Genomic DNA, 25,606 nt, shown 5'->3' on the forward strand with positions numbered 1-25,606 from the left:
GGATGACCAACTTCAATGGGGTACAAGTATGAGACTTATGATCCTCACTCTGATGACATTTCTGACAGTCTCTCCCGCCAAAGCCGTTGACTCGCAGGCATTGGAGTACTTTGAGCGCCACCTGCATCTGGTGGCATTGGCTGATGACAGCCAGAGGTTTGCTGCCTATTACCAGCTCTTTATTAAGTCTGAAGAATCTAAACAACTGGCGCATCTGGATGACATGCTGATGGACGTCGCTCTGTTTTGGCAAAATCAGGGATTGGCTCATCAGCTTCACAGTGGTCTTAACAGCCGGTTAGAGCGGGTGTTGGCCATTGAACCCAAAGCCAGAGATTACCTCTGGATCACCAATAGAATTCAATATCTTGGCTGGCTTGAAGAGAATCAGAACTGGGTACGGCTTTCCGGAGATTTTTGGTTGCGTCCCGGAGATAACCACCGTGGCGTGGTTGCTTTGGCCGAACGACTTAAGCAGCTTGGGGATCTTGGCCAAAGTTGGCAGGGGGGAAGCCAGTACGATCTTGCCCTTGAATTGGCTGTTAAGAAGTTTCAGCAAAGGCATGGGCTGGAGATGGACGGGGTCGTTGGACCTCGTACACTGCATTGGTTGAATATGAGTCCAGCAGAGCGCGCAACATTGCTGGCCAGGAACTTTGTTGAGCGCACCCGCTATCTTGCGGCGATTGGCGACAGATACCTGCTGGTGAATATTCCTGCCTATGAAATGAAGTTGGTGGATAAGGGCTTGCTGCGACTGCACTCCAGAGTCATTGTGGGCAGCCGTTATCGGCAGACACCTGTAATGAACAGTCAGATCAGTAATCTGGTGCTGAACCCAAGCTGGAGGGTTCCCCGCAGATTAGCCTATCGGGATCTCAGGCCTAAAATCCGTCAAGACGGTAGCTATATCGACACCAAGGGATTTGAAGTTTACGACTTCCAGGGTAATCTTCAGCAGCTGTCTGCAGAGGAGTGGCAGCAGAAGGCTGAAGGAGGGTTTCCTTACCGTCTGGTGCAGCGGCCGGGGGAAGACAACGCTCTTGGACGCTATAAATTCCATTTTGCCAACGACTACAGTGTTTACCTTCATGACACCCCGGACAAGCACCTGTTTGAACAGGCAGACCGAGCTTTGTCTTCCGGCTGCATAAGGGTTGAAAGAGTCGATGCTCTGGCCAATTGGGTCGCAGCCAATCTGGTGATGGATAAGCAGACCTGGGTGAGCAAGGTCAACGATCCCAATTACGAAACCCAGTGGTTTGCGTTAAATGATGTCTTGCCCATACACCTGGTTTATTGGACCGCCTGGATGCAGGGGCCTGATAATGCCCAGTTTCGCAGTGATATTTACCGCAAACACCAAACCCGCAGTGGAGGCCTGTCGGCATCCAGGTAAACCTCATCATTTAGAGATATATTCCGCCTGTTTTAGATGATTTAGTGCAATTAACTTGCGAAAAGACGCCGTAATCGATAATTTGTGCGCCAGATGTGGTTAAAAATTATTCGGGGTGTTGTTTGCAGTCAGTTTGTCCTTCCAGAAGAATGGCGCTTAAGTTATTGGGAAGTGCCGCCTTATGTTCCGTTATTCCGGGGCAAGCTTACGCCAGCCGCTCAACCAAAGGCAGTCGGTTTCTCGATATGGTAAATCTGCACACAGGTGACAGGTTTGAGGGTGACTTTTGGCATGACGGCAGCTATCAGCAAGCCGCATTGGACGGTTTCAACTATGTCCTGAGAGACCACAGACAAAACATCGTTGCACCCATGGATCTGCGGGTGTTTGATATTTTGTTCGACTTGCAGCAAAAGCTGGGTAAAACCGGCGAAATCGAAATCATCTCCGGTTATCGCTCTCCCCACACCAATGCCATGCTGGCATCGAAAAGCGGTGGGGTTGCCAAGAAGAGTTACCATATGAAGGGAATGGCTGTGGATTTGCGTATGCCGGGCGTCAAGCTGGCAGACTTGCGGGATGCAGCCAAATCCCTGAAAGCCGGTGGCGTTGGCTTTTATCCGGGAAGTGACTTTATCCATGTAGATTGTGGCCCGGTACGTTACTGGTAAGAATAGGTTTTGCTTGTAGGGCCCTGTATTCCTGTGCTAATATCCGCGCGCTTTAACTGGGTCGGTATTGGTCGAAAATACCGGCACGTATTTACTATTGAATTAAGTGAGAAACACAATGTCTTACACTATCGAAGCACAAACCCGTACTGACTTGGGGAAAGGTTCGAGCCGCCGCCTGCGTCGTGAGGGTAAAGTTCCAGCTATCATCTACGGTGCTGGCAAAGAAGCTGTATCTATCGTTTTCGCGCACAAAGATATCATCAACATCCAGACCAACGATGATTTCTACACTTCTGACCTGACCATCGTTCTGGACGGTAAAGAAGTTAAAGTTCGCGCTCAAGCTATGCAGCGTCACGTGTTCAAGCCTATGATCGAACACGTTGATTTCGTATACGCTTAATACGAATTTCACGGAAAAGGCGCCTTTATGGCGCCTTTTTTGTTTTTGTTGATAGCAATAACTATCCTGTGAGTTTAATTGACTGACAGGTCTCGATGGCGGGATGACTGTGGCATCGAAATAAAAAGCCCTGCAACAGAGCAGGGCTTTTGGCTATCAGTTCAGGTCAAAGCTGTAATAGAGGTCTAGGGATTGATCCAGGGTGCCTGATACTGCTTCCAGATATAGCCGGGTAAGCAGGTAGTAGCGCACGGTTAACTCATAACCCGGGTTGAATACGCCAATACCATATTTGACCATCAAACGGTCGCCTATGTAGCCACTGATCGCGACCTTGCCATCATCATTGGCATCCAACTGAATATCAGAGATACCTATCTTCTCTGCGAGGCTGGTGGCGGCATTGCCGATATTACCTATGGCACCATCTGCCAGCTGGGTGCTCAGTGTCAGTGCCGCGCTCATCATCAAGGCGTCGTTCTGTTCCTTGTTATTGAAGCCACTGCCTTTGATGATGTAAGACAGGATCTCTGCCTGCTCCATCGCCGGATTGGAAAACAGGTTTACCTGGGGCCGTGCCGGTGTTCCTGTAATGCGAATACCGGCGGTAACATCACCGGATTCATCTTTGACGACTCTGACCGCTTCGATATTCAGGTTGGGCTCTCCGGCCGGGCCAACAAACTGCAGCTCACCTGTACTTATCTGAAGGCGTTGCCCCAGGAAGCGGTAGCTGCCATTCAGCACCTGTATCTCGCCAAACAGCAGAGGTGGTCTTGAAGGTTGTTGCTGCAGCGTCAGGGTACCGGCAAGATTACCACTCAGACCCATACCACTGATATTGACCTTATCATCCACTTTCACATTCAGCTCAACACTCACGGGGTAGGGCTTGGCTTTGGCGGCCTCTGCTGAGATGGAGTCCTGAAACACCACGTCAGGCGACAGAGGCACGCCACCCGCCGCCATCTGCACTATTTTGATATCACCGTCAGGAACATTGATTGTTCCGGCGACATGAGTGCCTTTTGGGGAGAGGCTGATGGTCAGGTCCGGACTGATCTGCACAATGGCCACCGGCGGTGCGATCACTTCGAGTCGATCACCCTTGATACTGATATCACCACTGGCTTTACCCTGTTGCCAATCCAACTTGCCGCCCAGTTCGCCTTTACCTTTACCCATGGTCCAGCTGCCGTCGAGTTGGGCTTGCTGACCGGCGAATGTCATGGTCACCGCAATGTTTTCGAGCAAGGTAGGGTTGGCTGCGGCAGACAATGAACCTTGCTCCAATGCCAGTTGCCCCTCGACCTGGGGTTTGCCTAGAGTGCCGGATAACTGCATCTGGCTGCTCAGCTTGCCAGCCAGGGTTTCGATTTGTGGTACAAAAGCCTGCAGACCGGCCAATTGCAGATGCTCAATAGCAATATTACCGCTGAGCTTTCTGTCACTGGCGACACTCACCTGAAGTCGGCTCGACAGGGAAGCCAGCGAACCCGCATCTATATCTGTGTTCAGGGTCAGTTGATCCTCATTCAGCAGCCCCGCGACTTCACCGCCATTGTAATTAATGGTGGCTGGCGCCTGCTCTTTACGGGTGACAGTCACTGACCCCGGCTTCAGCTGCAACAACAGATTGGCTGATGGTCGCTTACCCGGTTGCCATTTCATTTGTGAGTTGAGGGCAACCGGTCCGTGCCATTTGATTTGAGCTGGCATCAATGGCGCGATAATGGCACCGGGATCTCCCTCGAAAGATATGCCCGCTTCACCCTTATCCGCGAGAGGAACCTCTTTATCCAGACACAGGCGGCCGTCAGCGCCCATCAAACAGAAGTCACTGACTCTGCCCTGATTGTCCTTTAAGTTCCAATCCATATGCAGTGGTTTATCAAGACGCCATTGACCAATGACACTGGCGATATCCAACTGGCTTATCTCGCCTTTGATATCACCTGTATCCTGGTTGTATTCACTGTCTACCCGGGTATCCAATCTGACTTCCCCCTGGGTGGTCAATGACAGCTTTTGCTTATTTAAATCACCCTGACTCCAAAGCGTGAGGGTTTTCAGGTCATTTTCTTCAAAGCTCAGCGCTTCACCGCCAACCGCCAGGTTATAGGCATGTTGACCCATAAGATCGACCCAGGCATTGATCCCCAGTTGATCAATTTCAAGTTGTTGGAGCCGGATATTGGCGAGCTGGCCATCCAGTGCAAGGCGCGGAGCGTCCTCTTTACCTGTGACTCTGAGGTCTGCCTTAATACTGCCTTTGGCATCTTTCATCCAGGGAGAGAGACTGGGCACATCCAGATGACCTGTGAGATCCCATTGCTCGCCGGTGCTGCCCCTGGCAATCAGGCTGGCTCCCAGAGCCTTAAGTTGAAGGTTATCGGCTGCAAAATGCAGCTTATTATCCAGAGAAAGGCTGCCGGTAAGATCCAGCGGGTAGCCGTCCAATAACCCATACAGAGACAGCGCAGGCAAGCTGACCTGCCAGTTATCACCTTTCAACTGACCGGTGCTGGTCAGCTCAGCCTTAATTCTGCCTTTAGGGAGCGCGGTACCATTGGGCAGAGTGACCAGGCCCGGATTAAGCTGGTTTCCATCCAGGCTGACTTGCCAGTTAAGCTCAATATTTTCACCAGAGCGGTATCCAAGGTCGCCGGCCAGGTGGAGGGTGGTGTCTCCGGACACCAGTTGCAGGTGAGGCAGTTTCAGCTCTCCCTCACCATGATTTAACTCGGCAGCAAACTGAGTTTGTGGGTAAAAGGGAGTGGTGATATCACCGGAGAGTACGGCTGACTGATGCTTGATGGTTCCTTTGGTGTGCAGATTAAGCCTGTTGGCACGATACTCTGGGTTATTCAGTGGCCATCTCAATGCTTTCGCTGACAGTGCCAGGGTATAGGGCAGGGTGGCATCAGCCAGATCTGTGGTTAGATTGAGGGTAAAGTCAGTATCTCCTTTACCTGAGCCTGTCACCACAAGCCGGGTAAAGTCGCCTTTGGCATCAAGAGCCAGGCTTTGATTGCCCAGCCCGGACAGCAGTGAGTCTTGATTGAGTTGAGCTTTGGCATTGATATCCATTGGATAATGCTTATCCAGCGTGATATTACCACTGACGCTGACTGAACCCATATCATGGTCTGCTTCCAGCTGCTGCAGTCGAATTCGGGTACCAAGATACTCCCCGGTCAAAGACAGCTGGGCAAAATGGTCTTTACGCTCCCCCAGTTTTAACAGGCTGTTTGTCAGCTGCAGCTCTTCCACTATGACAGGTACAGGGTTGTAGACCTTTGGCAGATTGGCCAGAGCCCATTGGTCATTGGACTTGTCTGTGGCTTCAGATTGATAGTCACCTTTGCCCAGGGGAATATCGACCAGCAATCCTTCACTTTCCAGCTTATGAACCCTGATGCCGGAAGTTGGCCAATCGGCAGATGCCGAAAGTCGGTCTGCATTGAACTGCATTTGATCAACTGAGACCTGAATGCCTTTGAGGTCACTGTCGGTCAGGCTGATACTGAAGGGCAGCTGCACTGGGGTATCACTTCTGGCTATATCTTCAGGTTCGCCATCGAGCTGGGTATCAGGCGCAGGATCTGCGCTGAAGGCCGAGGTAGTGACCACGACTTTAACTGAGGAGGTTTCCAGATTATTTACGCAAATCTGCTTGTTCAGCAGACATGCTGGACGCCAGGCCAGATGCAGGTCATTGGCATCGACACTGACACCATCCATCGACCAATGGGCATGACTCAGGGTGATATCTTTATTCAACCTGCCGCTTTGATACTCAAGATCAAGATTGGGTACCAGGCTGTCTGCCAGCATCACTGCCATTCGACTGCCAAAAGAGGTGCCAATCAGCAGGGCAAAGGTGACCAGCAACAGCAGTGGCAGATAGATGATAAATCTCAGCACATTTTTGATGATACGGCCAAGGAGTCCCCGCCTTTTGGTTGAAACTGAGGGGGTTGGCTGCTGTTGTGGTGCTGGTGGAACGGACATCTGATCCTCTGTCATTACAGCACACTCCCCATCGTCAGGTGAATGCGCCAACTGCGATCCAGGGTAGCGGTTTTATTCAGGCCAAAACCTACATCCAATTTGATAGGACCTACCGGAGAGATCCAGTGAATACCCGGGCCTACAGCCACGACAGGTTTGAACTCATTTTTATCGAAGGCGTTACCTGCGTCGACAAAGGCTGCCAGTCGCCAGCTTGGGGTCAGGTAGTATTGATACTCAAGGCTGCCAACCGCCAGATAACGGCCACCAATCACTTCTCTGAGTGTGCCTTCAGGAGTTTCTGTGTCTATTGTGGGTCCCAATTCCTGATAGCCATAGCCGCGTATACTGTTATCACCACCGGCAAAATAGCGCAGAGAGGGAGGCACTCTGGCCAGGTCCTCATCCGGTACCAGGTTGATGCCCAGATCCAATCTGGCTACCAGTCTGTGCTTGCTGAAGAAGGTATCAACCCAAAGGTAGCTGGCCTGCATTTTGGTGAGGCGAATTTCAGAGCCCAGACTGGGATCGGCGTACTGAATACTGTAAGTGGAGCGATAGCCGGACTTGGGGTCCAGTGTGTTGTCACCACGTTTGGTCTTTTGAATACCGGCACCGAACAGTACATACCTTGGGTCATACTCCTGACCCGACTGCTTATAGCTCTCCTGCAGTCCCTGAACCGAATATCCCAGCAGCCAATTTCCTTTCAGTCTTTGCTGACGAAGTACTTCAACAAAGCCTTTGGTAGATTCAAGCTGTCCTGTGGTATCGAACTCCCGGGCGTCCGGGTCGTAAACCTGCACCACACCGTATCTGTCTTTCAGCAGGCCAAGTTTAATCTGTAACCTGTCATCAAGGGGATGAGTCAGGGGAATGGTGTAGGTACTTTGAAAACGGTAACTGTCCTGAGCCAGAGAGTCCCGGGACCATTCAATGGTGGTCTCCTGGCTATGACCATAGGAGTTAATTTTGGGCGTGCGCCAGGTGACACTGGCCTTGGGTTCAGGCTTATTCTCTGAGGTGTTACCAATCTCAACACCTATACCCAGATCAATGGTATTGGCTGGCTTTGGAGTCAGTTGCACACTGATGGGCACCTGAGTATGACTGGCCTGTTCAATCTGAGGGATCACCTTAATATTGGAAAAGTAGCCGGTATCCAGCAACTCCCGGTTAAGGTTGCCCACTTTCTGGGTTGAATAGGCGGAATAAGGTTTAAAGGGGATCAATTGCTGCAGCATATCCGGCTGCAGATCTGTGCCTTCGAATTTGACCTCTCCAAAACGATAGCGGGGACCCGAATTCAGATGCAGGGTAATGGTTGCCGTGTTGACATCCCGGTTGACAGTGATCCTTGAGGTCACATATCTGGCGTTGAAATAGCCCTTTGATAAAGCCAGGGCCAATAACTGAGATTTCACCTCTTCGTAGCTGCCCTGATTGAGGACGTCACCTGGCCTGATTTTGACTTTGGTCAGCCATTGTTCGAAGGCGGGGGAGTTACGAAACTTGCCGTCTACCTGAATATCCACCCACAGAAGATGCACTGCCGGTCCAGGGGTGATTTTCAAATCAAGAACCCAGGGACCTTTATCATGTCTCTGCAGCTCCTGCTCCAATGTACCGTGGTAGTAGCCCATAGATTCAAGGGCGGCATTAACGTTGTCCTGCACGGTAAACAGAAAGGCACGGCGCTGAGCATCATTTTCAGGCAGGCTGCCGAGATGCGCATAAATATTGCGGGACAAACCCTCGTCTACGCCGGTAACTTCAACGGTTAGCCAGGGCTTTTTCTTGGTTTTCGCTTCGGCCGTCATTGGTGCAATCATGACCAGGAGCAGCAAAAAAACAATGGGCCGGAAAGGAAGCATCAACATCTGGGTGGCGGGGTCCAACTGAGCTTAATTGATAAGTTGCCACCAATTGTCACCGCATTGTGGGGTGGAGGCAAGCAGGTGATTGCAATCAAAGGAATAAATGACTACAAAGAAGTCTTTGTCACGTCAGGATTCATGCTGTGCAAGCTTTGTGTTCATATTGGCTCCCGACTGTTAACTTTCCGGGAACATCAAGGAAAAACAATAATGAATAAGATAGCCCTCTTAGTATCGGCACTGCTGACATTGTCAGCCTCTGCAGTCGCTCAGGATAAACCCTTTGGCATTGCTATTCATGGCGGCGCCGGCACCATTTCCAAAGCCAACCTGACCGATGAGCAGATAAAGGCGTATCAGGACAAGCTAAAGGAAGCTGTTAACAAGGGGCACGCAGTACTGGCCAAAGGAGGGGATAGTCTCGAAGCCGTTAAGGTGGCGATTAACGTATTGGAAGACAGCCCACTGTTTAATGCCGGCAAGGGCGCTGTCTATACCTTTGATGGCGGTCATGAGCTGGATGCCTCTGTGATGGATGGTAACACCATGAATGCGGGGGCTGTCGCGGGTGTCCGCCATATCAAGAACCCTATCGATCTGGCGATTGATGTCATGGATAAGTCAGCCCATGTGATGCTTTCCGGTGATGGCGCTGAGGAGTTTGCCCTGACTCAGGGGTATCAGCTGGTGCCACAGAGTTATTTCGATACAGAGCAAAGGTACAATCAACTTTTGAAAGCCAAACAGAAGCTGACGGAAAAAGAACTGGCCACCAAAGATTATCAGGCAAGCCTGATGGCGCTGGATCTTGAGTATAAGTTTGGTACTGTGGGAGCTGTAGCTTTGGATAAGCAGGGTAACCTGGCGGCGGGCACTTCCACCGGCGGTATGACGGCCAAACGCTTTGGCCGTATTGGTGATTCACCTGTGATAGGCGCAGGCACCTACGCTGAGAATAATGTGTGCGCGGTATCGGCTACAGGTCATGGCGAATACTTTATCCGTTACCATGTGGCCGGTGATATCTGTGCCCGGGTGAAGTATCAGGATAAATCAATTATCCAGGCCGCCGATGAGGTGATTAACCAGCGTCTGATTACTGCTGGTGGTACTGGTGGTGTTATTGCTATCGATGGCAGAGGCAATATCGCGACACCTTTTAATACAGAAGGTATGTACCGGGCGACTCAGCGAAATGATGAGCCCGCAAATGTGATGATCTGGAAGGACATATAACTCTCGCAGGTATTGGCCCTGAGGCTCCGGATCTTGACTACACTCAGAAAGGAGAGGTGAACGGCCTCTCTTCGCGTTAACCAAGGGGGTAGCAATGGATTCGATTAAAATCAGCGATTATATGGATAGACAGGCGGTACTGCTGAAGCCCGAAATGTCGATGGCAACGGCGGTGGAAAAGTTATTGTCCCACCACAATATGGGAGCGGCAGTGGTCGACGGCAAAGGCAAGTTGGTTGGCTTTTTGTCGGAGCAGGACTGCTTATCTGTGATGCTCAAAAGCAGCTATCACTGTGATTTGACCTCGACAGTGGAAGATATTATGCGTACCGATGTGCTGTCGGTAACGCCGGACGATAGTATGCTGCAGCTGGCCGAGCAGATGCTGGGACTTAAACCCAAAATCTATCCCGTGGTGGAAGATGGGAAAGTGATCGGCACCATCAGTCGCAGTAATGTGCTGAAGGCGATGAACCTCTATATGCAGCAGTGTTATCAAAACCAAACCTGATCCGTCCAAGACAAGAATAGTGAGAGCCCGCCATTCCAAAGGAATTGGCGGGCTTTTTGTTGTTTGGCTATTTGTCACTGATTGATATTTCACCGACTTAGGCGCGCTACGGGATGAATAGGGTGTTAGTGATACCAATTAGGGGCGCAAGTTGTTAGGATCCCGACACTTTAAGTTTGTATTGGAATTTGGCTTTGAGTTCGGACCTTCATCCCCTGTCCAGGGAATTTCTTGCCCAGTGTTTTCAAACCGATGCTGCCTATATTCGGCGTCGACTGTTCCGCCTGAATAAAGAGCCGGCCAGCGATAAGAAGACGGCTGCCATGGCCCAGCTGGAAGAGCGTGCCCAATTGGCACTGGAAAAGGTGAGGGAACGTCTCGAAAACCGCCCTGAGATAGAATATCCGGATAATCTGCCGGTTTCCCAAAAGCGGGATGAGATCGCCAGCGCCATTATCAACAATCAGGTGGTGATTGTTGCGGGTGAAACCGGTTCGGGTAAAACCACACAGTTGCCGAAGATCTGTCTGGATCTCGGGCTGGGTTCCAGGGGCCTGATTGGTCATACTCAGCCAAGACGTCTTGCTGCGCGCTCAGTAGCCAGTCGGGTAGCCGAAGAGCTGAAAAGCCCATTGGGCGAAGCTGTGGGCTTTAAAGTTCGCTTTGCTGATGCCATCAAGAGTGAGTCTTACATCAAGCTGATGACAGACGGTATTTTGCTGGCAGAACTGACCTCTGACAAATTCCTGGATCAATACGACACCATCATTATCGATGAGGCCCACGAACGCAGCCTCAATATTGACTTTATTCTGGGTTATCTGAAGCAGGTATTGGCCAAGCGACCGGATCTCAAAGTCATCATCACCTCGGCCACCATAGATGTGGACAGGTTCTCCAAGCACTTTAATGATGCGCCTGTGATTGAGGTCTCCGGCCGTACCTACCCGGTGGAAACCCGTTACAGGCCTTTGCTTCAGGAAAACGATGCCGATCTGGATCTGATTGATGGCATTTTCAGCGCGGTGGAAGAGCTGATGGCCGAGGGGCCGGGCGATATCCTGATCTTTATGAATGGCGAGCGGGAAATCCGCGATACCGCCGAGCAACTGAATCGCCGCAACTACCGCAATACCGAAGTGTTGCCGCTTTACGCCCGCTTGTCTTACGGTGAGCAGTCCAAGGTGTTCCAGAGTCATTCGGGCCGCCGTATTGTACTGTCCACCAACGTAGCTGAAACCTCGCTGACAGTGCCGGGTATTCGCTATGTGATTGACCCGGGGACCGCCCGTATCAGTCGTTACAGCTATCGCACCAAGGTGCAGCGCCTGCCTATTGAACCTGTATCTCAGGCCAGCGCCAACCAGCGTCAGGGTCGATGCGGACGTGTTGGACCAGGTATCTGTATTCGTCTGTATGACGAGCAGGACTTTATCAATCGCCCTGAGTTTACCGATCCTGAGATTCTGCGTACCAACCTGGCGTCTGTGATTCTGCAGATGCTCTCCATTGGTCTGGGTGATATCTCTGGCTTCCCCTTTATTCAGCCGCCGGACTCCCGTCATATCAAAGATGGATTCCTGTTGCTGGAAGAACTGCAGGCAGTAGAAAACCGCAAGGGCAAGTTGCAGTTGACTCAGCTTGGCCGCCAGCTGTCACACATCCCTGTGGATCCGCGACTGGCCCGTATGGTGGTGGAAGCTAATGGCAAAGGCTGTCTGCATGAAGCTTTGGTGATCACCTCAGGCTTGTCTATTCAGGACCCACGGGAGCGTCCGCTGGATAAAAAGCAGGCGGCGGATGAGGCTCACAGTCGCTTTGCCGACAAAGACTCAGACTTCGTTTCATGGGTGAAGCTCTGGGATCACCTGAAGAGCAAACGTCATGAGCTGTCTGCCAGCCAGTTCCGCAAGAACTGTAAGCAGGAGTACCTGGCTTATCTGCGCGTGCGTGAGTGGCAGGATTTATATACCCAGCTGCGTCAGGCGGTGCACGACCTAAAGTGGAAGCTGAACGATACCCCTGCGGAGTATGACAATCTGCATCAGGCTTTGCTGTCCGGTCTGCTCAGCCATGTCGGCTTTAAACAGGAAAACAATGAGTACCTGGGTGCCCGTAACCGCAAGTTCTTTGTGTTTCCCGGATCGCCTTTGGCGAAGAAGGGGCCCAAGTGGATTATGGCGGCAGAGCTGACGGAAACCTCGCGCCTGTTTGCCCGTTGCTGCGCCAAAATCAACCCTGAGTGGTTGGAATCACTGGCGGCCCATCTGGTGAAGAAAAACCACAGCGAGCCGCACTTTGAAGCCAAGCAGGGGAGTGTGGTGGCATTTGAAAATCAGGTGCTTTATGGGCTGACAATCGTTAACCGTCGCCGGGTTCAGTTTGGTCCCATAGATCCCGTAGAAGCCCGCGCCATCTTTATTCGCGCGGCTCTTGCCGAAGGTCAGCTTAAGACCAATGAGGCTTTCTTCCGTCATAACCGCATGTTGGTGGAAGATGTGGAGGAGCTTGAGCATAAGTCCCGACGTCGCGACATCCTGGTGGATGAAGATGTGCTGGTGGACTTCTATGATGAGCGTCTGCCGCAGGGGATCTACAACGCACCCAAGTTTATGCGCTGGTGGAAAGAGCAGAAGCGCAAAAATCCTGAGCTGCTGAACTTTGACCCAGAGCTGCTGATGAAGCGTAGCGGCGATCATATCTCGGCGTTGGATTTTCCGGATGATTGGCACAAGGGCAACTTGAAGCTGCGCCTGAGCTATCACTTTGAGCCCTCGGCCAAAGACGATGGCGTGTCAGTGCATGTGCCGGTTGCACTGCTGAATCAGGTGGATGATGAAGGTTTCGACTGGCTGGTGCCTGGCCTGCGGGAAGAGAAGTGTGTCGCACTGATAAAATCGCTGCCAAAAACCTTGAGACGTAATTTTGTCCCTGCGCCGGATTATGCCCGCGCGGCAGTTCAGGCGATGAAGCCTTTTGATACCAGTTTGATGGACGCTCTGTGCAAGCATCTGCTGCGGATGACAGGTACCCGAGTCAGCAGCGCAGACTTTGACCTGAGTCAGTTGGATAATCACCTGGTGATGAATTTCAAGGTGGAAGATGATAAGGGTAAAGTGGTCGATGAAGGCCGTGATATCAATGAACTGAGAGACAAGCTTCAGGGTGTGGTGGCTAAGGCCATTCGCAACGTAGCCGACAAAGGCATTGAGAAAGAAGCGATTACTGAGTGGAACTTTGGCAACCTGCCCAAGCAGTATCAGCAGCGCAAAGGCAGTTATGAAGTTAAAGCCTTCCCTGCGCTGGTGGACAATAAAGACTCAGTTGCGATCAAATTATTTGATGACGAATTTGAAGCGGAAAAGGTTCATCGTCAGGGGCTGCGCCGTCTGCTGCTTTTGAATATGCCGTCGCCGGTAAAACATCTGCAACAGGCACTGCCCAACAAAGCCAAACTGGCTATGTACTTTAACCCCTTTGGTCAGGTGCAGTGGCTGATTGACGATATTATTGATGCCGCTGTGCAGCAGTTGCTTGATGAAAAACAGCTGGATATCCGCAATGAGGCCGACTTTGAGCAGGGTAAGGATTATGTTCGTGCCAGTCTTAATGCAACGGCTGAAGGTATTGCACTTAAGGTAGAACAGGTATTAACCCTGTATAACGCCATTAAAAAGCGCCTCAAGGGCAAGATCAGTTTTGATATCGCTTTTGCTATGAGCGACATTCAGGCCCAGCTTGATGCGCTGGTGTTCAAAGGCTTTGTGGCCGCGACAGGCTGGCAGCGTATGGGCGATCTGGTGCGTTACTTAAAAGCGATTGAAAATCGCCTGGATAAATTGCCGGTGGACCCAGTGCGCGATCGTCTGCATATGCAGATTATCCAGAAGGTTCAGGAAGCGCTGGAAGCTCAGCGTGCCAAGGTACCAAGAATGCAACCAGTGCCAGAACACCTGCTGCAGGCTCGCTGGCTGATTGAAGAGCTCAGGGTGTCTTTCTTTGCCCAGGTACTGGGTACCAGTGTGCCCGTGTCTGAGAAACGTGTGATGCAGCTTATCAATAGCTGATAGCTACAGGGTACGTAGTCTTTAAAACCGGAGCGAGTCTCCGGTTTACTTTATCTGGCCGGGTTTAATTCTCTTGTAGCCTGAATTCAGGCAATAGGCTAGAATGCCCGCCCTTTTTCGCCACAACAGGCCAAAATTCCATGATTGAACTTCAACAAAACAACCCATTACATGGCTTAAAACTCGAGACTATGGTCACTGAGTTGGCTGGCTTTTATGATTGGAAAATCCTGTTTGCGGCATTGAAGCTTCAGTGCTTCAACCAAAAACCGTCTATTGAAAGCTGCGTTAAGTTTTTGAAAAAAACTGAGTGGGCAAGGGAGAAGGTTGAGAACTTCTATCTCTACCGCTATAAACGTATGCCGAAAGCCACGGCCCATGAATTTGCCCTTAAGCCAAGAGAGCGTGGTTTTGCTCACGGCGTTAAACCGCGTGAGCCCCAGGTACTGACACTGGAACTGATTGAGCAGATGCAGGCTAAAGCGGCGGCGGATTATGAGGCTAAACGCAGTCATATGAAAAAGCCAGCAGCCAAATTTGCCGGTAAGCCTCGCGGTGACGGTGAGCAAAGCCATAAGCGCAGCAGTGAAGAAGGTTATGCCCGCCGTATGAAGAAGCGTGCGCCATCCCAGGATCCTTCCAATCCGTGGGGCAAATAATACTTATCCAATAAGACTGATCTTATAAGCGCTATGCCCTTGTTCAAAAATAAACGATATGGGTGAGGGCATAGTGGCTTCAGAAGACTTCCCTCTTATCGCTCTTCTATCCAACGCTCGCCGTATTGGGGATGAAGTGGTATCCAGCATAAGCAAGGATACACCTTGCCCATAAGCCTTTTCATTACTTGATCTTCGATGTGGATTGCGCCGTTCAATCCGTGCCCACCAATATATTCCTGCCATCAGTTGATAACTGCCGCCTGTTTTAGCTTTGGTATTACGCCTGCCTGACGACTACCGCCTTGTTTCTACGAATGATTTGATGGATTCAATTTGCATCTTTATTCGGGTTGCTGGGTTAGCGAGCGATACAAATAGAGATATATTTAGCGGCGTGTTTACCCATGTAAATGCCTCATTACTAAGTGAGTGTTCGTCCATCAAACAATACTAATTCATTGAAATTTAATTAGAGATTTCGAATTTTGCTGTGACAGACTGCGGCGCGGTAACGGGAAGCAGGCGTTGAACTTTGCTGCTGACGGAAAAAGTCATAAAGCTCATTTTTATGCGTTTTTTGTTAAATTTTTTGTTCAAGACAGTCGCCCCTAACAAATAAGCGCGTGTTTGGCTGATATTTCAGCCGGGCTCAGAAGACTCTTATAAGCTCCATGGGAGATTGAAAATTCAATGAGACAACTATTTAAATACTCTGTACTGGCGGCTTCCTGCGCCATGGCGCTTCAAGCGCAAGCAGCGATGGACTGCTCAGATATTCCGGCGTGGGATAAAAATGTTGCCTATGATGGCGGTGCTTTAGTTAAAAATGACAGCGTTGTCTTTAAGGCGAATTGGTGGACCAAGGGTAATAATCCTGCCACTCACAGCGGTGACTATATGGAGTGGTCCCGCATCGATATGTGCAGCGACGGCCCAACCGACCCTGAGGTACCAAACAAGGCTCCAAGTGTGAGTTTTACCGCACCGGCCAATGGCAGTGAGTACGCTGTGGGCGAAAAAGTGGCGATTCGTGTCAATGCCGCCGATGAAGATGGTGTAGTCGCTAAAGTGGTGATCAGTGTTGCCGGTCAGCCAATCGCTGAGCTGACCCAGGCGCCTTTTACGGCTAACTGGACCGCTGTTGAGGGCCAACAGCAAATTCATGTAGTCGCTACAGATGATGATGGTGCCACTGCGTCTGCCGGCATCATGGTTTCCGTCAAACCTGAAGTGACTGAGCCAGAGCCGGGTGATGTCATTCCATTTATTCCGGGTCAGACCCAGGTTAAAAATGGAGATGTCGTATTATTTGATGGTCAGTGTTTTATCGCTAAAAACAACCCTGGCGTTTGGGAAACACCAGCCGCTGACTCATGGTTTTGGGATGTCACTGAGTGTCCAGGCGAGCCAGGTGAGCCGGAACCAACAGAGCTATCCATTCTCACTCCAATCGCAGGTCAGGTGCTGAAAGCAAATATCGCCACCAGTATCCAGGCAAAGGTCGATGGTGAGCTTGCTGCCAGAATCGAGTTTTGGGTTAATAACCAAAAACTGTCCCAGCAAGTGATTAGCCAAAGCCAAACCCACTATTCCCAAAGCTGGACGCCTGCTGTTGAAGGCAGTGCAAGCGTTGAAGTATTGGTGTTCGATACGAAAAATCAGAAAATTGAGCAAAAGTCGGTTTCGGTAACGGTAGAAGCGGATACTGAAGAGGATTTCGTAGCGCCGGTTGTGCGCTTCATTGCCCCCGGCAATGGTGAAAGTGTTGGTGTTAAAGAGACACTTGCTATCGTCGTTAATGCCACAGATGCCGATGATGACCTGACCACACTGGTTGTTAAAGCAAACAACAGTCAAATTTGCTCATTCGATGCCACAGGCTCTGCAACCTATGTATGTGATTGGCAACCGACTCAGGAAGGGGCAGTCACGCTTCAGGCCGTTGCCACAGATGCACAAGGCCTCTTTGCAAGTCAGAGTGTGGGCATCAAGGTAGAGGCGGAAGAAGAGTTTACTGCTCCTGTGGTGGCCTTCCTGTCGCCAGGCGCGGGTGCAAGTTTTAACGAAACCGAAATGGTAGCCGTTGCGGTTAACGCAACCGATGTTGATGAAGACTTAACGACGGTTGTAATTAACGCAAACAACCAGCAAATCTGTTCATTTGACGCCACACAAAACCAGGCGTTCGCCTGTAACTGGCAGCCGACTCAGGTGGGGAATATTAGCCTGAAAGCAATCGCGACTGATGCTGAAGGCTTGACCGCAAGTGTTAGTCGTAACATTACCATTAAGGAAGACGAGCCACCTGTCATCCCACCGGGCGGATTGTGTGCTGACTTCAATGTCTACCCTGACTGGACCCGTGGCGATCACGCAACCGGTGGTGACGTGATGGTACATAACAACATCGCTTACTCGGCAATCTACTGGACACAATCTGTCCCGGGCAGTGATGCTTCATGGGCACTGCACTTAAACTGTGACGGTACAGAGCCGGGCACTGCGCCACTCTTGTCATTGCAAAACCCGATGGATCCCATCCGTCTGGAAGTGACCGGTTGGCCAAACACCTTTGTTGTGGCGAGCCCATCAACCAATGCACCAGCCACCCTGGATATCACTACAAGCAACACAGATGCTTTGGCCGATATCAATGCACTGACGGATTCGTTTGTCGCAGTGATGAGGCAGGCGGAACAAGCGGGTAAGGTGTCTATCATCATCAACAGTGATGTGTTGGATAAGGCGACTTCAGATAAAGGCGCATCATTGGGCACTATCGCGGTTAAGCAAGCCTTGCTAAATGCAATAGATGCAACCGGTAACCGTATCGATATAGATGCAATCAATGAGCTAAGCGACGATCTGAAAGGCTGGGCACAAGCACACCAGCTGATCATTGCGACCCTGGCACCTCAGGCAACCTTTGGTTGGTCATTGAGTATTGGTGATTTTGCTTACGATACACATTCTGGTCGTCAGTCGGTGTGGGACAAAGCCTCCGTATTCAGCGCAGATCTAATCGATACGCTGGCGCTCTATAAGCTTGATGCCACAAACAAAGCCGATTTCCTTGTCTTCACCAAGTCTGGCAGCACGCCGGCTCTGTCAGATGACCAATGGCACAACGCCCTTGAGTACGTAAAGCAGGTCACAGACTATGTTAAGACACCTGCCATGCTGGCCAACATGCCAACTGCGCAGGCTGCTGATTACTTCATGGGGACAGAGTCAAGCCAAGCACAAATCCGTAAGGCGGCATACAGCAACGTATTTGCGCTGATGTTTGATCAAGATTCTGAAGCGCTGACACAAAAAATTGAGCGCTACCAATCTGCCAAAATGCCTCTGTACTATGTTGGTGAAACTACAGAAAACGGCAAACTCACTAGCATTGATGCATTGAATGATGAGTTAGCCAATGCAGAAGAGGTGATGAACAACACAGCATTCTTGTATGAAACGCCACAGTCACAATGGGTTCCGTCCACGGTTTATAAGTGGGCAGACTTTATGACAGGTTTGAATGCAATGCATAACGTGGGTGTAGCAGGTAATAAGTTCTGGTTGCTTGATGAAAATGCTGACGATGCCACCAACATCAAATATGCCAAAGTCGCTATTGCCGCTTTCTTAGCACAAAGCATGCAGGAAACCATTCGTTATAATGCCTGTGATGAAAACAACTGGGCCGAAATTAAGTATGGTGCGCCGACTGACTACCCAATGACGGCCAGCTGTGGCCAGTTAGAACAGAAATACGCTGATTACGGTGTTAACCCTGAATCCGGCTTGGATCACGCCTATTCCTGTCCACGTGACAACAAGATGGAACTCAGCGCCCAGACTCACGCGAAATGGTACGGTGCGCCAGCGCCTGTATTCGCTGCGCCAGATGCAGTACTGCAGGAACGTGGACTGTTAGTGAATGGTGCTGTTGGTCGTTGGACAAACAACGGTCACTGTAACGACGTACCAACCGCAGTTGATACCTCTAAGCAGGTCTGGGAGCGTGACGATTGTAAGACTTACGTTGGCCAAAAAGCAGGTAAGTTCATTTGGGATGGCAGCAGCCAGGACACAGTTGAAGGTTGTGGCTGGTGGGGCCGTGGTGTTATTCAAACCACAGGTCGTCAAAACTTCGGTACGCTGAACCACTATTTAGGTCGTTCTCACGTTGACCCGGACACGATCGGCCAAACCATTGATGGTGTTACGGTTGAAGCGCCACCGGCTAACCCGCTGTATGCTGAACTGGACTTCTGTTCAAACCCGGGCCTTATTTGTAGCTCTGAAGAGAACAAAGAGATCAAGTGGATTGCAGGTCTGTTCTACTGGGTCACCTCAGTACAGGCATACGATAATGCAGGCGGTCAATATGCTGACTGGAACTACTACAGGGAACTGAAAAAGTACGTTGATGGCGGTTTGCAAGGCTCCAGTTTCATTGATGATGTGTCAGGCATTGTGAATCGCGGTTGTCCCGACTTAACCTGTTCAACAGGTGAAGTGCACAACGTCAAAGAGCGTCGTGCAAACTTCAAGTTAGTGCTTGAGCAGCTGGGCCTTGAACCAAAATAATTTGTAAAAACATTACTCTGCGGTCAACTCAATGATCTGACCATAAAACCAGTCGGTGTAAACTGACTGGTTTTTTTATTGGTCAACAAGGTAAGCGGGCTTGTTGCGACAATCGCTTAATCAAGGCGGCTCCAGCCTGGACTGTTGCCGCCAGAGACAACAGGTTATGGACGCTCATCCATCAGTTGTTGATTGGGCTGGTAGTCCGCCGGTGTTAACCCAAGCAATTCCTGAGTGGTCGAAGCTATGGTGATGGATGACCAGGTTCCTGCAAGCACGCCAACGAACATGGTGAAAGCAAAGCCATATAAGGCTTCGCCGCCCAGCAGCAGTAAGCAACCAATGGTAAACAGAGTGGTGCCCGCGGTGATCAGTGTGCGCGAGAAGGTCGCCTTTACTGCCATATCCGTGCATTCGTGGATCCCAAGGTTAGGTTTGGCCTTAAGTACGTCCCGCAGGCGATCGGCAATCACTATCGAGTCATTCAACGAATAACCAATCACCGCGAGCAGACCGGCCAGTACATTCAGGTCGATGCGAACCTGCAGCAATGCCAGCAGTCCCAGAGTGATCACTGCATCGTGTACCAATGAGGCCATAGCTGCGACAGACAAACGCCACTCAAACCGCACCGCCAGATAACACATGATGGATAATGAGGCCGCCAATAACGCCAGCCCACCTTGCTCATAAAGGGCTGCGCCGACCTGAGGTCCTATGGCGGTAGATTGCAGCAAAGTCGCGCCATCACTTAAGTGAATACTTCCATGGCTTATCAGTTGCTCGTTTATCTGACTTATCAGTAATTGAGGATTTATCATCTCCTGACCAGCGGGCAGCAGAAGTTGCCACTGACCTGTGCTACTTGTCTCTGTCAGCTGTGACATGGAGGGCAACACTGGCGCGAGCAGCACGTTAAGTTCGCTGGCACCAGCCAGGGTGGGGATACTGATATCCAGCAGCAGGCCCCCGGTGAAATCGATGCTGAGTTGCAGGCCGTATGCGGCAATAAAACCCAGTGACAGCAGCACCATAACTATAGATGCTGCCATGCCCAGATAACGGACACGGGTTAAGGTAAAATCTGTCATCACAATTGCTCCTTAAATCTTGATTGCGCGTCGGTTATCACGACCCCAAATAGGGTTGATAAGCAGGCGGGTACCCCAAATGCCGCACACCATGCTGGAGATCAGGCCGAGGATAAGAGTGGTTGCAAAGCCCTGCAGAGGACCCGAGCCAATGCCATAAAGACACAGCGCGGACAGCAGGGTAGTGATATTGGCGTCAAAGATGGTGGTAAAGGCGGAACGATAGCCAAAGTCGATGGCGACCGCCAATGAGGCCCCTTCTCTTAATCTGTCACGGATACGCTCAAAGATAAGCACATTGGTATCTACTGCCATGCCAACAGTGAGTACCAGACCAGCAATGCCGGGCAGGGTTAATACCGCGCCGGGCAGCAATACCAGCAGGCCCAGCTGCATAATCAGGTTGGCGCCCAGACCGGCAATGGCAACCCAGCCAAAACGGCGATACCAAACCATCAGAAACAGCGCCATACCTGCCATGCCCAAAGCCAGTGCGCTTATTCCGGCTTGAATATTCTGTTCACCCAAAGTTGGACCAATGGCGCGTTCTTCAACTATCTGTACCGGAGCGGTCAGTGCCCCGGAGCGCAGCAGCAAGGCCAGCTCATTGGCTTCCTGGTGGCTGTCCAGGCCTGTGATTTGAAACTTGTTGGGGAGTACGGATTGTATGGTTGCCAGGTTGATGATTTTGTCGCTGGGAGTCAGCTTGCCCTGTTCATTCAACAGATATTCTGTGTATACGCTGGCCATCGCCTGACCCACATTGTCACGGCTGAAGTCTGTCATCTTGCTGCCACCTGGACCATCAAGCTGAATAGACACCAGAGGTCTGCCCATTTCATCTGTGCCGCTGCGTGCGTCTACGATATGTTCCCCTGTGATAACCGGTTTCTTGAGCAGGGAGACTTGATTCCCCCGGGTGTCAGTCATCAATAAGCGTCCGTTAATATCCGCCTTGTGGAAGGCCAGTGAAGCGGTTGCGCCAATAACGGTTTTCGCCTGTTTTGGGTCGTGCACGCCGGGCAGTTCAATGCGAATATGATCCCGTCCCTGACGTATCACGCTGGCTTCCACTATGCCCAGCTCGCCGATACGGTTTCTCAGAGTCTGGATATTCTGCTCCATGGCAGCAGCGGCGATAGTTTGCTGCTCAGACTCTGTAAGGGTCAGACGCCAGTCATTGTCGCTTTTACGGACCTGCCACTGCATACCCTTGGTATCCAGAGTGGCAGATAAGTGGTCTTCAGCCGGGGCCAGCATACCTGTGATGGCAAGCTCAACCTGTGATACCTGTCTTACCTGTACATTGCGGATACGCTCGGCGCGGAGTAACGCTTTGAGCTCCTGCGCCGTCGCCTCTGTATGCCTTTGATAAACGGCATCAAGATCTACATAGAGCAGCATCTGCACACCGCCGCGCAAATCCAGCCCAAGTTTGACCGGATCGGCCCCCAGGGTTTTAAACCACTCAGGCGCAGCAGAGTAATACTGGACTGTGATATCGGCGTCTTTGGCCAGTTGAGTGTCGAGCAAGGCTTTAGCCTGCTGTTGATGGGCAATCGTGTCGAAGGTCACGAGCATCTCACCAGCTTCGAACTGCAACTCTTTGGCAGGTACAGCGGCAGTATCAAGCAATCTGGTCACCGCCTCCGGGGACAGATATTTATCCTGTTTAACCTGAATACCCAGTGCCGGGATATCGCCGTAAAAGGAGGGGATTGCCTGCATTAATAGCGCCAGGAACATGACGATAAACAGGCCATATTTCCACTTGCTGAGACGATTGATACTGGGGCGATTGATACCTGTTGTTTGAGTGTGACTCATGCACCACCTCCTGAGTCAGGTGAGGAGGCGGAAGACTTACAAAGGGGGCATTGTGTAAATGAGAGGCTGACTGTCAGACCTGAATAATCAGGGACAGTAAACTGCTGGTGGCAAACCGCCGCCAGTGATTTCTGGAAGGAACGCATAGATATTTCTCCAACAAATTAAAATCCAAATAAAAGGTGTTATTTGAGTTGGAGGATCAGCGGGTATGGATAAAGCGGAACTGTAGATTGGTGTCTCGCCAACCGGCAATACGGTGGCTGGACTGAGTCAAATAATGACGGGGATGGTGAAGGGGAAACAGAGCCGCCAGGCTAAGCAGAGCCAGGCTGATGATAAGCAGCGGCCAGGGGACAGGATCCGGTTTTGGGGCCTGAGGTTCTGGCGCATGAAGCCTCGGCAGTGCGACTCTGGACACGATAGACTCAAGGGTCAGATCGGGAGCCGTTTCCTGACTGATACTGGTTGCCTGATAAACCTGAGTCGGTTGAAGTCCAAGCACACCCGCAGCATGGCTTATCAGCAATACTGTCAGCAGGGTGACAAAAAAGGACAGTTTTCCGAAATGGTTTTTCAAGTTAGTGTCTCAGTTGAGGATTGCCTTATATGTACTGGTAAGCGCTGAATAATACAAGCAATTTTTCAATATGTTGTTATCTGCACACTATGCAGTGACCGGGATCTGTTACTTAATCAGCCAAGTGCGCATACTGCCGCGATAAGCCTGCCAACCAAGATCATTCAGATGACGATGGCCTCTCTTTAATCGCGAGATCCCGGGTGAAAACCCAAATACCGACACACCAGATAATCAGAACTCTCAGGGTGAGTATCAACATATTTGATGCTTCTCCGGGCCCCAGAGCGAGTTGGGTGATAAATATACAGGCCAGCAGGATAATCACATAAGCCAGATAGCCTTTTAGGAGGGTGACCACCACCCTGGCAAATGGCTTACGTTCAATCAACAGATATATTCCGGCCAGTAAAGGGAAAAACAGTGATGGGATAAAGGCGTCGATTAACAGTAGCCTGATGCTTTCATTTGCCATGGCAACCTCCTGTTATTTTGGGTTAACGCCGATAAGAAAGGCGGTGACGATATGTTGGTAGAGCGTTCCTGTGAGCGCTTCATACTCAGCTTCATGGGCAAAATACATATCATTCCAGGATCCCATTCCCCCAAAGACCCAGGCAGATCTTGCTGCCGCCATCAGGTTTTGGCTGACCTTACTCATGTTGCTTTTATCCAACTTGGTGGTCTTGTATTGGCGTGGAAGGTCGCCATCCAGACACTTCAGCGCCTGGTTAAAGCAGTTGCTGAATCCCTTCTCATTATGTTTGTCCGCCAATGCTTTAATGTCTGTCAGGACCTGCCTGAATGAGATTGTCAGTTGGTCTTCATCCGGCAATGGCTGCTCCAGCCTGTGCACCTGTTTGAGAATACGCCCATATTTAACCCGCCAGATTTTTTGTTGGGGATCGTCTCTGTTGCCTGTCTCCCAGTTGGCTTCCCAGAAGTCTGAGCCTTCGGGTTTTACCACCTCGATCAACCAGCGGCCGCCACCGCCCGTGTAGATAACACTCATATGGTCAGGCATGTTTTCGTCCTGACCCTGCAGATATCTGGCGCGAAAACACCTGGCACCTTCCTCGTTCATCTTCTTGAACCAGAGCAGGGGATCCGGAGAGTGCTCCCACTCTTTCCAGTCCTTGTTGCAGCGCTCCAGTTCCATAAAGCGCACTGACTCACAGAAGCGAAAGTTCATATCGTCGGGAAAATAGTTATCCAATGCCTGACCGTTGAGGAAGGCATTGCCATGGGATACCAGGGATAGGAGTTGGTCCAGAGATCCGTTCATTACAGCTTCCTGTTCATTATCAGCTTTGCCAGAGGCTAGCAGTGCAGTGGGGATCTCACAATAAACCTTAGGTGTACAGGGCAATGATTAAATCATACTTAAGGGTTTGCTAATTCTTAATGGTTTGTTTAGCTTGATTGCCACATCATGCAGCATTCGTCGCAGAGTTGCTGCGCTGTCGATGTCTCCATTACTGAGTGGAATACGCAGTGCATCAACTGTGAGTGGGAGAGTCGGTCTTTGTCACGGCAGCGAATGCAGGTTCCGAACAGTAAATATTAAAATTACACAGGAGCGTAAGATGATGAAAAATGTACTGGCCGTATCAGGCATGGTGTTATCCCTGGGCCTGGTATCTATCCCGGCGGAGACTCAAGCCAATAATGGACGAGGTGCTGAGAACGCCAATCCCAATGCCAGCTTTTTGCGTTGTGGTACCAAGCATCCAAACAAGTTGGAAGCTGACCTGATTGAAAAGCACTTTAAAACCCTTAAAGCCGGTAAGGGCAAGCCAGGTGGTGGTGGATTTGAGCCCCGTCCCAATGGCTCTGTCGTTGTTGATGTATATATGCATGTGATTACTGATACGGCTGGCAATGGCAATCTGTCTTCAGGTGACATTAACGCCCAGATTAATGTGCTGAACGATGCTTATGCCAATACTCCTTTTACTTTTCAGTTGGTCTCCACTGATTACACCACCAATAATACGTGGTTTTCGGCCACTCCCAACTCAAGTGCAGAAAGCGCAATGAAATCTGCTCTGCGTCAGGGGGATGCGAGTGACCTGAATTTTTACACAACGGACGGTGGCGGTTTGCTTGGTTGGGCAACTTTCCCCAGCAGCTATGCGTCAAATCCTGTTGATGATGGTGTTGTCGTACTCTATTCATCTTTGCCGGGCGGTTCAGCGGTGCCTTATAACGAAGGAGATACAGGTACCCACGAAGTTGGCCACTGGTTGGGTCTTTATCATACCTTCCAGGGCGGCTGTGGTGGCAGCGGTGACTATGTGGCAGATACTCCGGCAGAAAAGAGTCCTGCTTATGGTTGCCCGGTAAATCGTGACACCTGCACCAAGGGCAGAAACGCAGCAGGGCTGGATCCTATTACCAACTTTATGGATTATACCGACGATGCCTGTATGTATGAGCTGACTCAGGGGCAATCCTATCGTGCGGATGAGTTGAGCTTTACCTACCGCAATCTTTAGGGTCTGTTAACCTTTGGAGATGGTTTTTGCAGCACTTTGTCGTTGTTTTATACAAAGTAACGCGAGTGAGGTGTAGTTGCTCTGCATAGATGAGCGTTTATTCAGGAGAAACCGACGACAAACGCTGCCCGAAGGGCTCGGCTATACGCGCTTTACTCTTTGTTGCAAGGTATTTGCTTAGACCCA

General features: G+C 50.7%; 16 protein-coding genes. 9 read left to right on the forward strand and 7 right to left on the reverse strand.

Annotated elements, in window-relative coordinates; all coding sequences use genetic code 11:
* Nucleotides 1–28 precede the first annotated feature (28 nt).
* The 3 genes from ACFOE0_RS14535 (at nt 29) to rplY (ending at nt 2,476) form a co-directional block, all read left to right on the forward strand.
* Nucleotides 29–1,399: a L,D-transpeptidase family protein gene (locus ACFOE0_RS14535; RefSeq protein ID WP_248937146.1), complete on the forward strand. Its 1,371-nt coding sequence runs from the start codon at nt 29–31 to the stop codon at nt 1,397–1,399.
* 122 nt (nt 1,400–1,521) lie between these two features.
* Nucleotides 1,522–2,070 (forward strand): DUF882 domain-containing protein, encoded by a 549-nt coding sequence (locus ACFOE0_RS14540; protein ID WP_248937147.1) that lies wholly within the window; start codon nt 1,522–1,524, stop codon nt 2,068–2,070.
* Nucleotides 2,071–2,188: 118 nt separating this feature from the next.
* The gene (gene rplY, locus ACFOE0_RS14545; RefSeq protein WP_248937148.1) at nt 2,189–2,476 is read left to right on the forward strand and encodes a 50S ribosomal protein L25; all 288 of its coding nucleotides are present in this window, start codon (nt 2,189–2,191) and stop codon (nt 2,474–2,476) included.
* 156 nt (nt 2,477–2,632) lie between these two features.
* Here rplY and tamB read toward each other — a convergent pair whose 3' ends face one another.
* Together tamB and ACFOE0_RS14555 are read right to left on the reverse strand one after the other, a co-directional pair.
* Complete coding sequence (tamB, locus tag ACFOE0_RS14550; RefSeq protein WP_248937149.1) at nt 2,633–6,505, reverse strand: autotransporter assembly complex protein TamB; 3,873 nt, start codon at nt 6,503–6,505, stop codon at nt 2,633–2,635.
* Nucleotides 6,505–8,364, reverse strand: a complete 1,860-nt coding sequence (locus tag ACFOE0_RS14555) for an autotransporter assembly complex protein TamA (RefSeq protein WP_380712409.1) — start codon at nt 8,362–8,364, stop codon at nt 6,505–6,507. Before ACFOE0_RS14555 ends, tamB begins: the two co-directional genes overlap by 1 nt.
* A 213-nt stretch (nt 8,365–8,577) precedes the next feature.
* Here ACFOE0_RS14555 and ACFOE0_RS14560 point away from each other — a divergent pair, with 213 nt between their 5' ends.
* The 5 genes from ACFOE0_RS14560 to ACFOE0_RS14580 all read left to right on the forward strand — a co-directional run bounded on the left by ACFOE0_RS14560 (nt 8,578) and on the right by ACFOE0_RS14580 (nt 19,424).
* Nucleotides 8,578–9,603, forward strand: coding sequence for an isoaspartyl peptidase/L-asparaginase family protein (locus ACFOE0_RS14560; RefSeq protein ID WP_248937151.1), 1,026 nt, complete (start codon nt 8,578–8,580; stop codon nt 9,601–9,603).
* Between the two features lie 94 nt (nt 9,604–9,697).
* On the forward strand, nt 9,698–10,114 hold the full coding sequence (locus ACFOE0_RS14565) for a CBS domain-containing protein (protein WP_248937152.1): 417 nt from the start codon (nt 9,698–9,700) through the stop codon (nt 10,112–10,114).
* Nucleotides 10,115–10,302: 188 nt separating this feature from the next.
* Nucleotides 10,303–14,181, forward strand: coding sequence for an ATP-dependent RNA helicase HrpA (hrpA, locus tag ACFOE0_RS14570; RefSeq protein ID WP_248937153.1), 3,879 nt, complete (start codon nt 10,303–10,305; stop codon nt 14,179–14,181).
* Nucleotides 14,182–14,321: 140 nt separating this feature from the next.
* Nucleotides 14,322–14,840 carry a VF530 family protein gene (locus ACFOE0_RS14575; RefSeq protein ID WP_248937154.1) on the forward strand — a complete coding sequence of 173 codons (519 nt, stop codon included), beginning with the start codon at nt 14,322–14,324 and terminating at the stop codon, nt 14,838–14,840.
* Nucleotides 14,841–15,533: 693 nt separating this feature from the next.
* Nucleotides 15,534–19,424, forward strand: coding sequence for an Ig-like domain-containing protein (locus tag ACFOE0_RS14580; protein WP_248937155.1), 3,891 nt, complete (start codon nt 15,534–15,536; stop codon nt 19,422–19,424).
* 164 nt (nt 19,425–19,588) lie between these two features.
* On the opposite strand, the gene secF is transcribed toward ACFOE0_RS14580, so the two are convergent.
* The 5 genes from secF to ACFOE0_RS14605 all read right to left on the reverse strand — a co-directional run bounded on the left by secF (nt 19,589) and on the right by ACFOE0_RS14605 (nt 24,207).
* Complete coding sequence (gene secF, locus ACFOE0_RS14585) at nt 19,589–20,515, reverse strand: protein translocase subunit SecF (RefSeq protein WP_248937156.1); 927 nt, start codon at nt 20,513–20,515, stop codon at nt 19,589–19,591.
* Between the two features lie 12 nt (nt 20,516–20,527).
* A complete protein-coding gene (gene secD / locus ACFOE0_RS14590) occupies nt 20,528–22,342 on the reverse strand; it encodes a protein translocase subunit SecD (RefSeq protein ID WP_248937157.1) in 1,815 nt (604 codons plus the stop codon).
* 202 nt (nt 22,343–22,544) lie between these two features.
* On the reverse strand, nt 22,545–22,922 hold the full coding sequence (locus tag ACFOE0_RS14595) for a hypothetical protein (RefSeq protein ID WP_248937158.1): 378 nt from the start codon (nt 22,920–22,922) through the stop codon (nt 22,545–22,547).
* 160 nt (nt 22,923–23,082) lie between these two features.
* Nucleotides 23,083–23,397, reverse strand: coding sequence for a hypothetical protein (locus tag ACFOE0_RS14600; RefSeq protein ID WP_248937159.1), 315 nt, complete (start codon nt 23,395–23,397; stop codon nt 23,083–23,085).
* A gap of 12 nt (nt 23,398–23,409) precedes the next feature.
* Nucleotides 23,410–24,207, reverse strand: coding sequence for a hypothetical protein (locus tag ACFOE0_RS14605; protein WP_248937160.1), 798 nt, complete (start codon nt 24,205–24,207; stop codon nt 23,410–23,412).
* Between the two features lie 301 nt (nt 24,208–24,508).
* Here ACFOE0_RS14605 and ACFOE0_RS14610 point away from each other — a divergent pair, with 301 nt between their 5' ends.
* Nucleotides 24,509–25,420 carry a zinc metalloprotease gene (locus tag ACFOE0_RS14610; protein WP_248937161.1) on the forward strand — a complete coding sequence of 304 codons (912 nt, stop codon included), beginning with the start codon at nt 24,509–24,511 and terminating at the stop codon, nt 25,418–25,420.
* Nucleotides 25,421–25,606 lie beyond the last annotated feature (186 nt).

Origin of the sequence: Shewanella submarina (assembly GCF_042646185.1) — a bacterium.
Classification (GTDB): domain Bacteria; phylum Pseudomonadota; class Gammaproteobacteria; order Enterobacterales; family Shewanellaceae; genus Shewanella; species Shewanella corallii.

Bases quoted from the DNA above. Each gene is read 5' to 3' on its own strand.
- ACFOE0_RS14555 (WP_380712409.1), bottom strand. From the start codon at position 8,364: ATGCTTCCTTTCCGGCCCATTGTTTTTTTGCTGCTCCTGGTCATGATT.
- tamB (WP_248937149.1), bottom strand. From the start codon at position 6,505: ATGACAGAGGATCAGATGTCCGTTCCACCAGCACCACAACAGCAGCCA.
- ACFOE0_RS14560 (WP_248937151.1), top strand. From the start codon at position 8,578: ATGAATAAGATAGCCCTCTTAGTATCGGCACTGCTGACATTGTCAGCC.
- ACFOE0_RS14535 (WP_248937146.1), top strand. From the start codon at position 29: ATGAGACTTATGATCCTCACTCTGATGACATTTCTGACAGTCTCTCCC.
- ACFOE0_RS14610 (WP_248937161.1), top strand. From the start codon at position 24,509: ATGATGAAAAATGTACTGGCCGTATCAGGCATGGTGTTATCCCTGGGC.
- rplY (WP_248937148.1), top strand. From the start codon at position 2,189: ATGTCTTACACTATCGAAGCACAAACCCGTACTGACTTGGGGAAAGGT.
- ACFOE0_RS14575 (WP_248937154.1), top strand. From the start codon at position 14,322: ATGATTGAACTTCAACAAAACAACCCATTACATGGCTTAAAACTCGAG.
- ACFOE0_RS14605 (WP_248937160.1), bottom strand. From the start codon at position 24,207: ATGAACGGATCTCTGGACCAACTCCTATCCCTGGTATCCCATGGCAAT.
- ACFOE0_RS14580 (WP_248937155.1), top strand. From the start codon at position 15,534: ATGAGACAACTATTTAAATACTCTGTACTGGCGGCTTCCTGCGCCATG.
- ACFOE0_RS14565 (WP_248937152.1), top strand. From the start codon at position 9,698: ATGGATTCGATTAAAATCAGCGATTATATGGATAGACAGGCGGTACTG.
- ACFOE0_RS14600 (WP_248937159.1), bottom strand. From the start codon at position 23,397: ATGGCAAATGAAAGCATCAGGCTACTGTTAATCGACGCCTTTATCCCA.
- secF (WP_248937156.1), bottom strand. From the start codon at position 20,515: ATGACAGATTTTACCTTAACCCGTGTCCGTTATCTGGGCATGGCAGCA.
- secD (WP_248937157.1), bottom strand. From the start codon at position 22,342: ATGAGTCACACTCAAACAACAGGTATCAATCGCCCCAGTATCAATCGT.